Source organism: Roseovarius mucosus, assembly GCF_002080415.1.
Lineage (GTDB): Bacteria > Pseudomonadota > Alphaproteobacteria > Rhodobacterales > Rhodobacteraceae > Roseovarius > Roseovarius mucosus_A.
This window is the reverse complement of sequence record NZ_CP020474.1, coordinates 1,233,193-1,246,198: the sequence shown is the minus strand read 5'-3', so window position 1 is coordinate 1,246,198 and position 13,006 is coordinate 1,233,193. Positions and strand designations below refer to the sequence as shown.

Annotated in this window: 12 protein-coding genes; 8 read left to right on the top strand and 4 right to left on the bottom strand. The window is 60.9% G+C overall.

The genetic code is table 11. From position 1 onward, the window contains the following. Positions 1–2: 2 nt before the first annotated feature. The 3 genes from ROSMUCSMR3_RS06080 to gloB all read right to left on the bottom strand — a co-directional run bounded on the left by ROSMUCSMR3_RS06080 (position 3) and on the right by gloB (position 4,235). On the bottom strand, positions 3–980 hold the full coding sequence (locus ROSMUCSMR3_RS06080; RefSeq protein ID WP_081506759.1) for a M23 family metallopeptidase: 978 nt from the start codon (positions 978–980) through the stop codon (positions 3–5). Then, on the bottom strand, positions 977–3,313 hold the full coding sequence (clpA, locus tag ROSMUCSMR3_RS06075) for an ATP-dependent Clp protease ATP-binding subunit ClpA (protein ID WP_037297487.1): 2,337 nt from the start codon (positions 3,311–3,313) through the stop codon (positions 977–979). The genes ROSMUCSMR3_RS06080 and clpA overlap by 4 nt, the downstream gene beginning before the upstream one ends. Before the next feature lie 154 nt (positions 3,314–3,467). Next, positions 3,468–4,235 carry a hydroxyacylglutathione hydrolase gene (gene gloB, locus ROSMUCSMR3_RS06070; protein WP_037297486.1) on the bottom strand — a complete coding sequence of 256 codons (768 nt, stop codon included), beginning with the start codon at positions 4,233–4,235 and terminating at the stop codon, positions 3,468–3,470. A 63-nt stretch (positions 4,236–4,298) separates the two neighbouring features. On the opposite strand from gloB, the gene ROSMUCSMR3_RS06065 reads away from it, so the two are divergent. Next, positions 4,299–5,039 (top strand): methyltransferase domain-containing protein, encoded by a 741-nt coding sequence (locus tag ROSMUCSMR3_RS06065; RefSeq protein ID WP_008280729.1) that lies wholly within the window; start codon positions 4,299–4,301, stop codon positions 5,037–5,039. Between the two features lie 21 nt (positions 5,040–5,060). Here the strand turns inward: ROSMUCSMR3_RS06065 and ROSMUCSMR3_RS06060 are convergent, their stop codons facing one another. Beyond that, a complete protein-coding gene (locus ROSMUCSMR3_RS06060; protein WP_081506758.1) occupies positions 5,061–5,507 on the bottom strand; it encodes an RrF2 family transcriptional regulator in 447 nt (148 codons plus the stop codon). Between the two features lie 116 nt (positions 5,508–5,623). On the opposite strand from ROSMUCSMR3_RS06060, the gene ROSMUCSMR3_RS06055 reads away from it, so the two are divergent. The 7 genes from ROSMUCSMR3_RS06055 (at position 5,624) to atpD (ending at position 13,005) form a co-directional block, all read left to right on the top strand. Further along, positions 5,624–6,319 carry a 5-formyltetrahydrofolate cyclo-ligase gene (locus ROSMUCSMR3_RS06055; RefSeq protein WP_198385581.1) on the top strand — a complete coding sequence of 232 codons (696 nt, stop codon included), beginning with the start codon at positions 5,624–5,626 and terminating at the stop codon, positions 6,317–6,319. Further along, positions 6,316–7,530 (top strand): NnrS family protein, encoded by a 1,215-nt coding sequence (locus ROSMUCSMR3_RS06050; RefSeq protein WP_081506757.1) that lies wholly within the window; start codon positions 6,316–6,318, stop codon positions 7,528–7,530. Before ROSMUCSMR3_RS06055 ends, ROSMUCSMR3_RS06050 begins: the two co-directional genes overlap by 4 nt. Next, complete coding sequence (locus ROSMUCSMR3_RS06045) at positions 7,530–8,192, top strand: NnrU family protein (protein WP_081506756.1); 663 nt, start codon at positions 7,530–7,532, stop codon at positions 8,190–8,192. Before ROSMUCSMR3_RS06050 ends, ROSMUCSMR3_RS06045 begins: the two co-directional genes overlap by 1 nt. Before the next feature lie 370 nt (positions 8,193–8,562). Further along, complete coding sequence (locus ROSMUCSMR3_RS06040) at positions 8,563–9,129, top strand: F0F1 ATP synthase subunit delta (protein ID WP_198133580.1); 567 nt, start codon at positions 8,563–8,565, stop codon at positions 9,127–9,129. Further along, complete coding sequence (atpA, locus tag ROSMUCSMR3_RS06035) at positions 9,130–10,668, top strand: F0F1 ATP synthase subunit alpha (RefSeq protein ID WP_008280722.1); 1,539 nt, start codon at positions 9,130–9,132, stop codon at positions 10,666–10,668. A gap of 15 nt (positions 10,669–10,683) precedes the next feature. Beyond that, positions 10,684–11,562 carry a F0F1 ATP synthase subunit gamma gene (locus ROSMUCSMR3_RS06030; protein ID WP_008280721.1) on the top strand — a complete coding sequence of 293 codons (879 nt, stop codon included), beginning with the start codon at positions 10,684–10,686 and terminating at the stop codon, positions 11,560–11,562. An 18-nt stretch (positions 11,563–11,580) separates the two neighbouring features. Beyond that, positions 11,581–13,005: a F0F1 ATP synthase subunit beta gene (gene atpD, locus ROSMUCSMR3_RS06025; RefSeq protein WP_008280720.1), complete on the top strand. Its 1,425-nt coding sequence runs from the start codon at positions 11,581–11,583 to the stop codon at positions 13,003–13,005. The last annotated feature ends 1 nt before the right edge of the window (position 13,006 follow it).

Below are 13,006 nucleotides of genomic sequence, written 5' to 3'. Positions count from 1 at the left end.
CGTTAGGGTGCGATGGTGATATCAGCGTGCCGGACTGCAAGAATAGTCTCGCCGCGCGTCAGGCGCACATAGCCACGATAATCGCCCGGCTCCCATCCGCCCTCCGGCGCCTTGCGCCCAAAGGCACGAAAGAGTTGGGCTTGCGGGGCGTCGAGCGTGATCTCGTGGGTGAAAATCTCGCCCTGCGGTCCCTCTGCGGTCAGAGTTAAAAGGTCGCCCGGTTGCGCATAAAAGACATGGCCATAAAGGACTATTGGCTGATCGGGTTGCGCGGTGCTGGCACGCGCAGCGCCGGAGCGCACCGCCTCAAACTCTGGTACAGCGGTCGAGAAGCCGGCGGTGAACAGCCCGGCCGGATCATAGGGCAGCGCGATTTCCCACAGGCTCTGATCGAGGGGCGCACCGCAGGTATCACGCGCGTCGGGCGCAAAGGGATCCACAATCTGCCCGTCCCGCAAGACACCCAAATGCACATGGGGGGCATTGGTTAACCCGCTAAGACCGACCTGACCCAGCACATCTCCTGCCTTTACCATGTCGCCTTGACGAACGCTGAGAGAGCCTTGTTTCATGTGGCAATAGAGCGTTTGCCAGCCGTCGCCATGATCAACGCGCACCGCATTGCCGCATTCCTGCCCTCGGATGGCATCGCGGGTTTCGGCTGTGACAGCGGTGTCGGCCATGCCGTCGCGCGTGGCGGCAACGGTGCCCGAGGCGGCCGCAAGAACATTGACGCCTGCCTCCATGTCGTCGAAGGATAAAAGCATGAAATCAATGCCGCGATGATCATCCCGGCTTTTGATGCCACAGGTGTAGTCACGTTGTCCGGGTCCCGGATCGGTATCAACGTAATCTTCAATATAGCATGTTCGCCCGATGTCGCAGTCTAGCGGCAGGCTCAACTTAGGTGGTTGGGCGGTGGCCGGAAGGGCCACCGCCAGTGTCAGGATCGCAAGTGCCGTTCCAAGCCTAGCCGTCATTCGGCTGTCAGCAAGGGTGGCTTTTTCTTGCCGGTAAGGCGGCGCGTCACAGGGCCTTCGACCACGAGGTCGATCTTGTTGTCTTTGACCCCAACGGTCACCACACCGCCCTTGAGAAGTTTGCCAAACAGCAGCTCCTCGGCCAGCGGCTTCTTGATGTGCTCCTGAATGACACGGGCCAAGGGGCGTGCGCCCATCTTGTCGTCATACCCTTTGTCCGCCAGCCATTCCGCCGCCGCCTGTGTCAGTTCGATGGTCACATCGCGATCCATCAACTGGGCCTCAAGCTGCAACACGAATTTCTCGACCACCTTGAGGATCACCGACTTCGGCAGTGCGCCAAACGAGATAACAGCATCCAGGCGATTGCGGAATTCGGGCGTAAACGTCCGCTCGATGGCGGCAGTATCCTCGCCCTCGCGCCGGTCACGGCCAAAGCCGATGGCGGATTTCGCCTGTTCGGCAGCCCCTGCGTTTGAGGTCATGATCAGAACCACATTGCGGAAGTCCACCTTGCGGCCATTGTGATCGGTCAGCGTGCCGTGGTCCATCACCTGCAACAGGATGTTGAAGACATCGGGATGCGCCTTTTCGATCTCGTCGAGCAAGAGAACGCAATGCGGATGTTGATCGACGCCGTCGGTCAGCAGGCCGCCTTGATCAAAGCCGACATAGCCCGGAGGTGCCCCGATCAGGCGCGAAACCGCGTGTTTCTCCATGTATTCCGACATGTCGAACCGCAAGAGTTCCACGCCCAGAGTATCGGCCAATTGCTTGGCCACCTCGGTCTTGCCAACGCCAGTTGGGCCGGCAAACAAGTAGTTGCCAATCGGTTTTTCCGGCTCGCGCAGGCCAGCACGTGCCAGTTTGATCGCAGAGCTGAGTGCCTCGATAGCGGCGTCCTGGCCAAAAACCACACGCTTGAGCGTGCCTTCAAGGTCCTTGAGAACTTCGGCATCGTTCTTGGATACGTTTTTCGGTGGAATACGGGCGATCTTGGCCACCACCTCTTCGATTTCCTTGACCCCGATACTCTTGCGCCGCTTGGAGGCTGCCAGCAAATGCTGGGCGGCTCCGGCCTCGTCAATCACGTCGATGGCCTTGTCGGGCAGTTTGCGATCATTGATGTAGCGCGCCGAGAGGTCGACCGCAGAGCGGATCGCCTCATTGGTATATTTCACACTATGGTGATCCTCGAAATACGGTTTAAGACCTTTAAGGATCTTGACCGCATCCTCAACCGTCGGTTCTGCCACGTCGATTTTCTGGAACCGGCGGGCAAGCGCGCGATCCTTTTCGAAATGCTGGCGGAACTCCTTGTAGGTGGTTGAGCCCATGCAACGCAGTTTACCGCCCTGCAAGGCAGGCTTCAGGAGGTTTGAGGCATCCATCGCCCCACCCGAGGTGGCACCAGCCCCGATCACTGTGTGAATCTCGTCGATAAACAGAACCGCATCGGGGTGTTTTTCAAGCTCGGTCACGACCGCCTTGAGGCGCTCTTCGAAATCGCCCCGATAGCGAGTACCCGCGAGCAGGGCACCCATATCAAGCGAATAGATCGTGGTGCGCGACAGGACGCGCGGGGTTTCCCCCTGCACGATCTTATGCGCCAAGCCTTCGGCGATGGCGGTTTTGCCTACGCCGGGGTCACCCACCAAAAGCGGGTTGTTCTTGCGGCGGCGGCAGAGCACCTGAATGCAGCGCTCAACCTCCGCATCGCGGCCGATCAGTGGGTCGATGTCACCCTTGCGGGCCTTTTCGTTGAGGTCGACACAGTATTTCGCAAGCGCCGAGTCGCCCGCCTCGACCGCATCGGTTTCTGTCGATTTGGCAGCCCCATCACCCTCTTGGCTGGAAGCGCCGGTAACGGGGCGAGATTCGCCATAGGCCGGGTCCTTGGCCACGCCATGGGCGATGAAATTCACCGCATCATACCGCGTCATATCCTGTTCTTGCAGGAAATAGGCGGCGTTCGACTCGCGCTCTGCAAAGATCGCGACGAGCACGTTGGCCCCGGTCACTTCGGTGCGGCCCGAAGATTGGACATGGATTGCCGCGCGCTGGATCACGCGCTGGAATGCCGCTGTTGGCACCGCCTCTGACCCTTCGATGTCAGTCACCAGATTGGCGAGGTCATCATCGATGAATTCCACCAGAGTGGTGCGCAATTCCTCTGTATTGACGCTACACGCCTTCAAGACGCGGGCGGCGTCGGGTTCGTCGACAAGGGCGAGCAGAAGGTGCTCGAGTGTCGCGAATTCGTGCTGACGTGCATTGGCAAGAGCCAATGCCGCATGGATTGCCTGTTCGAGCGTGTTCGAGAATGAAGGCACGGTCGTGCTCCTTCTGATCTTGGCCGGGGCGGGCTGCCCACTAACCTTGGCCTCATAATCTTAAAGTTTGGTCGATAGTGGCCAGTCTTCAAGGATTATTTCATCAAACTGGCTCACATTTCGTGTGACCAGCGTTGTTTTCATCACGCCCCGCTTAGAAACGGTCCTTGCGGGCGCGGATTTCGGCAAAGACATCAACCGGAGCGCGACCGGACATGCCCAAGTGTGCCTGCACGCTCGCGTTTTCAGCGCGCAGAAACGGGTTAGTGGCCAATTCCTCGGCCAGGGTTGAGGGGACAGTGGGCCGACCTGCGGCGCGGGCGGCGCTGATCTCTTTGACCCTTGATATAAGGGCGGGGTTGTCGGGGTCAACGGTCAGTGCGAATTTCGCGTTGCTTTGCGTGTATTCGTGACCGGAACAAACCAGCGTCTCAGGCGGGAGATTGGCAAGTTTCCCAAGGCTTTCAAACATTTGCGGCATTGTGCCTTCGAATACGCGCCCGCAGCCCATGGCCATCAGGCTGTCGGCGGTGAAGACCACAGCGCTTGTGGGGAAGTGAAACGCGATATGTCCGAGCGTGTGGCCAGAGACATCGAGGACGCGCCCCTCTTCCGATCCGATCTTGATCAGGTCGCCTTCGGTGACGCGATGATCAAGGGGGGGCAGACGGTGTGCGTCAGCGGCGGCACCGATCACCGATACGGAATGCCGCGCGCGCAACGCATCAAGGCCCTGAACATGGTCGGCGTGGTGGTGGGTAAGCAGCACCAAAGAGGCGGACCAACCTTTTTTATCAAGGGCTTGCAGGATCGGTTCGGCCTCTGGCACGTCGATCACCGCGGTCACCCCCGTGGCCGGATCATGCGCGAGATAGGCATAGTTGTCGGCCAGGCAGGGAACAGTAAGGATTTGCAAAACCATGGTATTTTCCCGATTGCCGGTTAGTGTTAGGGTCGAGAGTGACTGATCTTTGGCCGGGCTGCAATGCATCTGGACGTTCAAGACCTGCGAAATTTTTACTACCGCAGCACATTGGGGCGCGCGGTGCAGAAAACCTTGCGCGCGCAGGTTGCGGAGTTCTGGCCCGAGGCACAAGGCCAGACCGTGGTGGGCTATGGATTCGCTGTGCCGTTTCTGCGCCCCTATCTTGCCGATGCGCGTCGGGTGATCGGATTAATGCCTGCACCTCAAGGGGTTATCGGATGGCCGCAGGGGATGCCGAACATCTCGGTGCTTTGTGAAGAGACGTTTTGGCCTGTGGAAACGGGGCATGTCGACAAGCTCTTGGTTGTGCATGGGCTGGAGACTTCGGAGCAGCCGGGCGCGGTGCTGGAGGAATGCTGGCGGGTCTTGGGTCCGGGAGGGTCGGCGCTGTTTATTGTGCCGAACCGGGCTGGTCTGTGGTCGCGATCGGATCGCACGCCGTTTGGTTTTGGACGGCCCTACAGCCAGACGCAGCTGGAAAGCCAATTGAAATCGCAGAACTTTTTGCCCGAGCGCCATGCGACGGCTCTTTATCAGCCACCGTCAGAGCGCCCGTTCTGGCGCAAGACGGCGGGCATGTGGGAGCGGATGGGGGGCAAGCTATCGGTCGTTGTCTCGGGCGGGGTGCTGATGGTTGAGGCCACAAAACGGGTGCAGGCCCCAAGCGGTCCGGGGTTGCGGGACAAAGTGCGCAAACCGCTGTCGGTGCTGAACCCGCAGCCAGAGGCCAAGCCGGTCTAAGACCTTACAGACCTTAAGGAATCAGGGTCGATTATGTAAGGTCGCGACATCCGCAATCGGTGGCCGCTGGTCGAGTGCGATGTCGGCTAATGTGCTGCGATCGAGATCGTCGAGAAAGGCGCGCTCTGCCGCCTTCAAACGCGCCTTGAGTCGGCAGCGCCCGTCGAGGGAACATTCCCCCGCATCTGCCCCAAAGCAGACCACAAGTGCCTGACCGGATTCGAGATGGCGGATCACATCCCCCAAACGAATCTCTGATGGAGGGCGGGCGAGGATCGCACCGCCGCCGCCGCCACGCTTTGTGTCGATCAGGCCAGCCTGTGACAGCCGTTGCATGATCTTGGCGAGGTGGTGGCGCGAGAGGTCAAACTCGGCTGCCAACTCGGCACTGGAAAAGGCGCGGTCGGGGGCGCTGGCCATCCGCATGAGCATCCGCAGGCCGAAATCGGTAAAGGAGGTGAGGCGCATGGTCGCTGGGGTTCCGCTTTAATCGGCATTTACAATACCTATTAGCAGGGTTAGACGAGAATGCAAAGCGGGATTGGTGCCGCGTGCCCGTCCCGGACCACGGAAAGGACCGCGATATGTCCGATACCTCGAAGCCGGGCACATATGCCTCACCACCCTGTATGGCGGGGGAGGTGGACCCAGCCTATTTCGACCCTCTTGTCACCGATCCGGCGCAGGCGCGCGATGTCGCGCGGTGGCGCAAGGCCGAGCGTCAGCGTCTCAGACGCTTGCGCGATGCCTTGAGTGTTACGGCGCGGCAAGAGGTTGGGCGGAGCTTGGCGGATCATCTGCGCACGGTGGTGCAAGAGAGGTTCAACGGGGCGCGGGGCAAGGTGCTGTCCTGCTACTGGCCCATCAAAGGCGAGCCGGATCTGCGTGATCTGATGGCGGAGTGGCATTCAAGCGGGGTGCGGATTGCGTTGCCCATCGTCGAGGTCAAGGCCGCGCCGCTGGTCTTTCGTCGCTGGACGCCAGAGACCAAGATGGTGCGGGGCGATTGGAATATCCCAGTGCCGCCGCCCGAGGCGGAGCAGGTGACGCCCGAGATCACCCTTGCGCCGATGATTGGCTGGACGGCGGAGTGTTACCGGCTGGGCTATGGCGGCGGCTATTTCGATCGCACGCTGGCGGCGCTTGACCCACGCCCGGTGAGCATCGGCATTGCGCTGAGCTCGGCGCAGATCGAGACCATCTATCCGCAGCCGCATGACATTCCGCTCGACATGGTCGTGACGGACACGGGCCTAGGGGCCGAAAGGAACAAGAGATGACGAGCACGGCGGAACAAATGCGGAGCTGGCGCGGGCCTGCGGTCCTGAGTTTCGGGTTTCGGCCCTTTTTCCTAGGGGCGGGCCTTTGGGCGGCGGGGGTCATGGCGCTTTGGGTGCTGATGCTGACGGGGGCGCTGAGCCTGCCGACAGGCTTTGACCCGGTGAGTTGGCATGCGCATGAGTTTCTATTTGGCTATCTGGCGGCGGTGATTGCCGGATTCATGCTGACGGCGGTGCCGAATTGGACGGGGCGTTTGCCCATTGTCGGCTGGCCGCTGGCGAGTTTGGCGGCGCTGTGGCTGTTGGGGCGCGTGGCGGTCCTAGTGTCTGCCGGGGTGCCACCTATGGCGGTGGCGCTGATGGATCTGGCGATGCCGGTTGTTCTGGGCGCGGTCATGCTGCGCGAGATCGTGGCGGGCAAGAACTGGCGCAATCTGATTGTGCTGGTGATGCTGGCGGTCTTTGCGCTGGGCAATGGCCTGTTTCATTGGGAGGCGGCGCGGGGCAATTATGCCGGGCAGGGCTATGGGCTGCGGGTGGGGCTGGCGGCGGTGGTGATGATGATCGCGGTCATTGGTGGGCGGATCATTCCGTCGTTTACGCGCAACTGGCTGGCGCGGCGGGGGCCTGGGCGGCTGCCCGTGACGCCGATGCAGCGGTTCGACAAGCTGGCGCTCTTGCTGCTGTTGGGGGCGCTGGGGATGTGGGTGGTCCGGCCTGATGGATTGGCCACGGGCGGGGCGCTGGTGGTGGCCGGTGTATGCCACGCAATGCGTCTGGCGCGCTGGGCAGGGGATCGCACCGGGGCAGAGCCGCTGGTTTGGGTTTTGCATCTGGCCTATGCCTTTGTGCCGCTGGGGGCGTTTGCCATTGGGCTTGAGGGGCTGAGTTCGGGCATATTCGGCATGGCTGCGGTGCAACACCTGTGGATGGCCGGGGCGGCAGGGCTGATGACGCTGGCGGTGATGACGCGGGCGACACTGGGCCATACGGGTCGGCCATTGACGGCAGGGGGCGGCACGGTGGCGATTTACCTCGTGCTGGTGGTGTCTGTGCTGGCACGACTGGCGGCGGGGGTTTTGCCTGCGGAGGCGGGTATGTTGCATGCGCTGTCGGGTGCCGCGTGGATCGGGGCCTTTGGCGGGTTTGCGGTGCTGTACGGGCCGCTGATGCTGCGACAGAAACCGGCAAAGACGATCCCGGCGGCGTGATGGGCTGGGCGGAATTCATCGCGGCGTTTGGCGGGTTTTTCCTGAGCCATTCGGTGCCGGTGCGCCCCAAGGTCAAGGCATGGCTGGTGGAGCGGTTGGGGCCTAGGGGATTCACCCTTGGCTATTCGCTTTTGTCACTGGGCGTCTTGGCATGGGTCATTGGTGCGGCGGGGCGCGCGCCGTTTGTGCCGCTCTGGGATTGGGCGCCGTGGCAAGGTTACGTGACGCTGGGCGTGATGCTGGCGGTCTGCATAATTCTGGCGCTGGCCATTGGCAGGCCCAATCCGTTTTCCTTTGGCGGGGCGAACAACGCGCGGTTCGATCCCGAGCGGCCGGGGATCGTGCGGGTGACGCGGCATCCGATGCTGGTGGCGCTGGCGCTTTGGGCCTTGGGGCATTTGCTCGCCAATGGGGATCTGGCGCATGTGATCCTGTTTGGCAGTTTCGCGGGCTTTGCCATCTTGGGGGCGGCGCTGATCGACCGGCGCAAGCGGCGGATCATGGGGGCAGAATGGCTGCGGCTCGACCATGCCCGGCGGCGGGCGGGAATGGCACCGCAGAGCGGGGGCGCGGCGCTGATGCGGGGCATCTTGGGCCTGTTTCTATACGCCGCGCTTTTGGTGGCGCATCCGCATTTCTTTGGTGTCTCGCCGCTGGGCTAAGGGCCCTATTGCGGCCTTGGCGGCGTTTGGCCGATGGCGCAAAAATCGCGCGACGCCTTTCAAAAACACTGATAGCGTTAACGCTTGACCATGCTTTGGGCGGGGCATTCGTGAGGGGAATCGCCATTTCGTAGTAAAAAGTGAAACTTTTTGAAGATTAAAATGCGCGCAATAGGTCGCACCTGAGTTAAGTCTTTGAAATTGCGTTGTATTCATTAGTATACAATAGTTTTCAAGCGGCTTGCCCGCTTGGGAAGGCTCTGCTACACCGCAGCCGAATTTGGGTGCGTCGTTGGGCGCAACCTATGCCAACGTCCCCGGATGTGACCCCGCGTCACGCCTGACCAACCGGGGCCAGATTATCGGAAGGGTGGACGTGTCCGAACCAGCTTCGATCTCTACTGGCATTGCCGCGCGCTATGCCACTGCGATATTCGAGCTTGTGAGAGAGGCCAAAGGCTTGGCCAAACTCGAAAGCAATCTCACTGATCTGGCACAGGCGCTGAATGACAGCGACGACCTGCGTGCGATGATCGCCTCGCCGGTTCTGAGCCGGGATGTGCAGGGTGCTGCGATGTCCGCCGTGGCGGCCAAGATGAAGCTGCTGCCCGAGCTGCAGAATGGTCTGGCGCTGATGGGCCAGAAGCGGCGGCTGTTTGTGCTGCCGCAACTGATTACGCAGCTCAACGCTATGATTGCCGAAGACAAGGGCGAAGTAAGCGCCGACGTGACCAGTGCCAAGGCGCTGACCAAGGCGCAGTCCGACAAGCTGGCCAAAGCGCTGAAGGCGCGCGTGGGCAAGGATGTCAAGATCAATGCGACCGTTGATGAAAGCCTCATCGGCGGTCTAGTCGTCAAGATGGGCTCGAAGATGATCGACACGTCGATCCGCTCCAAGCTCGATTCCCTCCAGAATTCAATGAAAGAGGTCGGATAAATGGGTATCCAAGCAGCAGAGATTTCTGCGATCCTGAAGGACCAGATCAAGAACTTTGGCCAAGACGCCGAAGTTGCAGAGATCGGCCGGGTTCTCTCGGTGGGTGACGGGATCGCACGGGTTCACGGGCTGGACAATGTTCAGGCTGGCGAGCTTGTCGAGTTTCCGGGCTCGATCATGGGCATGGCGCTGAACCTTGAGAGCGACAACGTCGGTGTCGTGATCTTCGGGTCGGACCGTGACATCAAGGAAGGCGACACCGTCAAGCGCACCAAGTCCATCGTGGACGTGCCGATTGGCGACGAGCTGTTGGGCCGCGTTGTGGACGGTCTGGGCAACCCGCTGGATGGCAAGGGCCCGATCAAGACCAAGACCCGCGGTCTGGCTGACGTCAAAGCCCCCGGCATTATTCCGCGTAAATCGGTGCACGAGCCGATGGCGACTGGCCTCAAATCCGTAGACGCCATGATCCCGATCGGTCGCGGTCAGCGCGAGCTGATCATTGGTGACCGTCAGACCGGCAAGACTGCCGTGGCGCTGGACGCGATCCTGAACCAAAAGATCTATAACGAAGCGGCGGGCGACGACGAGAGCAAGAAGCTCTATTGCGTTTACGTCGCTGTGGGCCAGAAGCGCTCGACCGTGGCGCAGCTGGTGAAAAAGCTCGAAGAGAGCGGCGCGATCAAGTATTCGATCGTCGTGGCCGCCACCGCGTCGGACCCCGCGCCGATGCAGTTCCTGGCACCCTATTCCGCAACCGCGATGGCCGAGCATTTCCGCGACAATGGCCGTCACGCGCTGATCGTGTACGATGACCTTTCCAAGCAGGCTGTGGCCTATCGCCAGATGTCGCTGTTGCTGCGTCGTCCGCCCGGTCGTGAAGCCTATCCGGGGGACGTGTTCTATCTTCACTCCCGTCTGCTGGAGCGTTCGGCCAAGCTGAACAGTGACAATGGTTCGGGCTCGCTTACTGCGCTGCCGATCATTGAAACCCAAGGTGGCGACGTGTCGGCGTTTATTCCGACCAACGTGATCTCGATCACCGACGGCCAGATCTTCCTTGAGACGGAACTGTTCTATCAGGGTATCCGTCCGGCTGTGAACACCGGTCTGTCGGTGTCGCGTGTGGGCTCTTCTGCTCAGACCAATGCGATGAAGTCGGTCGCGGGTCCGGTGAAGCTGGAACTGGCGCAGTATCGCGAGATGGCGGCCTTTGCTCAGTTCGGGTCCGACCTTGACGCGGCAACGCAGCAGTTGCTGAACCGTGGTGCGCGTCTGACCGAGTTGATGAAGCAGCCGCAGTATTCGCCGCTGACCAATGCCGAGATCGTCTGCGTGATCTATGCGGGCACCAAGGGTTATCTGGACAAGATCCCGGTAAGCCAAGTGGGCCGCTATGAGCAAGGTCTGCTCAAGCACCTGCGCGGCAAACATGCCGATCTGCTGGCATACATCACCAAGGAAGACCCCAAGATCAAGGGTGAGGCCGAGGACCGTATCAAAGCTGCGCTGGACGAATTCGCCGCTGACTTCGCATAAGGGGGAGATAAGGCAATGCCGAATCTCAAGGACCTGAAAAACAGGATCGCGTCGGTCAAATCGACCCGCAAGATCACCAAGGCCATGCAGATGGTTGCCGCGGCGAAACTTCGCCGCGCTCAGGATGCTGCCGAGCAGGCCCGCCCCTATACCGAGCGTTTCAACGCGGTAATGGGCAAGCTTGCGGCCTCTGTCGGGGATGCGGCCAATGCGCCGCGTCTTTTGGCGGGCACGGGTGAGGACAAGGTGCATCTCTTGGTGGTGATGACTGCCGAGAGGGGCCTTTGCGGTGGCTTCAACGCGAACATCGCCAAGCTGGCCAAAACCCATGCCGCCGAGTTGTTGGCCAAGGGCAAGACGGTCAAGATCTTGACCGTTGGCAAGAAGGGCCGTGACGCGATGAAGCGCGACTTTGGCCAATATTCCGTGGGTCACGTCGACATGAGCGAGGTCAAGCGCCTTGGGTATGCCGATGCCCAAGGGATCGCGGCCGAAGTGCTCAAGCGGTTCGACGGGGGCGAGTTCGATGTCGCGAAGATTTTCTTTTCGCGGTTCGAGAACGTGGTCAGCCAGATCCCGAGCATGCAGCAGGTGATCCCGTTCGACGTGGACACCACGGCGGGCAAGGTCGATACCGACAGCTTCTATGATTACGAGCCCGACGAGCAGGCGATCCTTGCCGATCTCTTGCCGCGTGGGGTGGCGACCGCGATCTTTGCCGCGCTGTTGGAAAATGGTGCCTCTGAGCAGGGTGCGCGTATGTCCGCGATGGACAATGCGACGCGCAACGCTGGCGATATGATCGACAGGTTGACGATTGAATACAACCGTTCGCGTCAGGCCGTGATCACCAACGAGCTAATTGAAATCATTTCCGGCGCGGAAGCGCTGTAAGAGAACCGGAGACGAAACATGGCAAATGCAAAAGGCAAGGTGACGCAGGTCATTGGCGCCGTTGTGGACGTTCAATTTGACGGCGATCTGCCAGCCATTCTGAACGCGCTGCAGACCGACAACCACGGCAAGAAGCTGATCCTCGAAGTGGCGCAGCATCTGGGCGAGAACACCGTGCGCACCATCGCGATGGACGCGACCGAAGGCCTCGTGCGCGGTCAGGCCGTGAGCGATACCGGTGCGCCGATTTCGGTGCCGGTGGGCAACGCAACCTTGGGCCGCATCCTGAACGTCATCGGTGAGCCGGTGGACGAGGGCGCGCCGATCAAGGCCACGGAATACCGGTCTATCCACCAGCCTGCGCCGGAGTTTTCCGAGCAGTCGACCGCATCCGAGATCCTCGTGACCGGCATCAAGGTTGTGGACCTTCTGGCCCCCTATGCCAAGGGCGGCAAAATTGGCCTCTTCGGCGGTGCCGGTGTGGGCAAGACGGTTCTCATCATGGAACTGATCAACAACATCGCCAAGGTGCACTCGGGCTATTCGGTGTTTGCCGGTGTGGGTGAGCGGACCCGTGAAGGGAACGACCTGTATCACGAGATGATCGAATCCAACGTGATCAAGCCCGACAATCTAGAAGAAAGCCAAGTGGCCCTTGTCTATGGTCAGATGAACGAGCCTCCGGGGGCGCGTGCGCGTGTGGCGCTGACCGGCCTGACGCTGGCCGAGCAGTTCCGCGATCAGTCCGGGTCGGACGTGTTGTTCTTTGTCGACAACATCTTCCGCTTTACGCAAGCAGGGTCCGAGGTGTCGGCGCTGTTGGGTCGTATCCCGTCTGCCGTGGGCTATCAGCCGACGCTGGCCACCGACATGGGTGCCATGCAGGAGCGCATTACCTCGACCAAGCAGGGGTCTATCACGTCCATTCAGGCCGTTTACGTGCCTGCGGACGACTTGACCGACCCGGCACCTGCCACGACATTCGCCCACCTTGACGCAACGACCGTTCTTAGCCGTGCGATTTCCGAGCTTGGTATTTACCCGGCTGTGGACCCGCTCGACTCGAACTCGCGTCTGATGGACCCGCAGATCGTGGGCGAGGAGCATTATCAGGTTGCGCGTGACGTGCAGGGGATTTTGCAGCGTTACAAATCGCTTCAGGACATCATCGCCATTCTGGGCATGGACGAACTGAGCGAAGAGGACAAGTTGACCGTGGCGCGTGCCCGGAAAATCCAGCGTTTCCTCAGCCAGCCGTTCGACGTGGCCAAGGTGTTCACTGGCTCTGACGGGGTTCAGGTGCCGCTGGAAGAAACGATCAAATCGTTCAAGGCCGTGGTCGCGGGCGAGTATGATCACCTGCCCGAAGGTGCCTTCTACATGGTGGGCGGCATCGACGACGTGCTCGCCAAAGCCGAACGTATGGCTGCTGACGCGGCCTGAT

Bases quoted from the DNA above. Each gene is read 5' to 3' on its own strand.
- ROSMUCSMR3_RS06080 (WP_081506759.1), bottom strand. From the start codon at position 980: ATGACGGCTAGGCTTGGAACGGCACTTGCGATCCTGACACTGGCGGTG.
- gloB (WP_037297486.1), bottom strand. From the start codon at position 4,235: ATGGTTTTGCAAATCCTTACTGTTCCCTGCCTGGCCGACAACTATGCC.
- ROSMUCSMR3_RS06065 (WP_008280729.1), top strand. From the start codon at position 4,299: ATGCATCTGGACGTTCAAGACCTGCGAAATTTTTACTACCGCAGCACA.
- ROSMUCSMR3_RS06060 (WP_081506758.1), bottom strand. From the start codon at position 5,507: ATGCGCCTCACCTCCTTTACCGATTTCGGCCTGCGGATGCTCATGCGG.
- ROSMUCSMR3_RS06055 (WP_198385581.1), top strand. From the start codon at position 5,624: ATGTCCGATACCTCGAAGCCGGGCACATATGCCTCACCACCCTGTATG.
- ROSMUCSMR3_RS06050 (WP_081506757.1), top strand. From the start codon at position 6,316: ATGACGAGCACGGCGGAACAAATGCGGAGCTGGCGCGGGCCTGCGGTC.
- ROSMUCSMR3_RS06045 (WP_081506756.1), top strand. From the start codon at position 7,530: ATGGGCTGGGCGGAATTCATCGCGGCGTTTGGCGGGTTTTTCCTGAGC.
- atpA (WP_008280722.1), top strand. From the start codon at position 9,130: ATGGGTATCCAAGCAGCAGAGATTTCTGCGATCCTGAAGGACCAGATC.
- ROSMUCSMR3_RS06030 (WP_008280721.1), top strand. From the start codon at position 10,684: ATGCCGAATCTCAAGGACCTGAAAAACAGGATCGCGTCGGTCAAATCG.
- atpD (WP_008280720.1), top strand. From the start codon at position 11,581: ATGGCAAATGCAAAAGGCAAGGTGACGCAGGTCATTGGCGCCGTTGTG.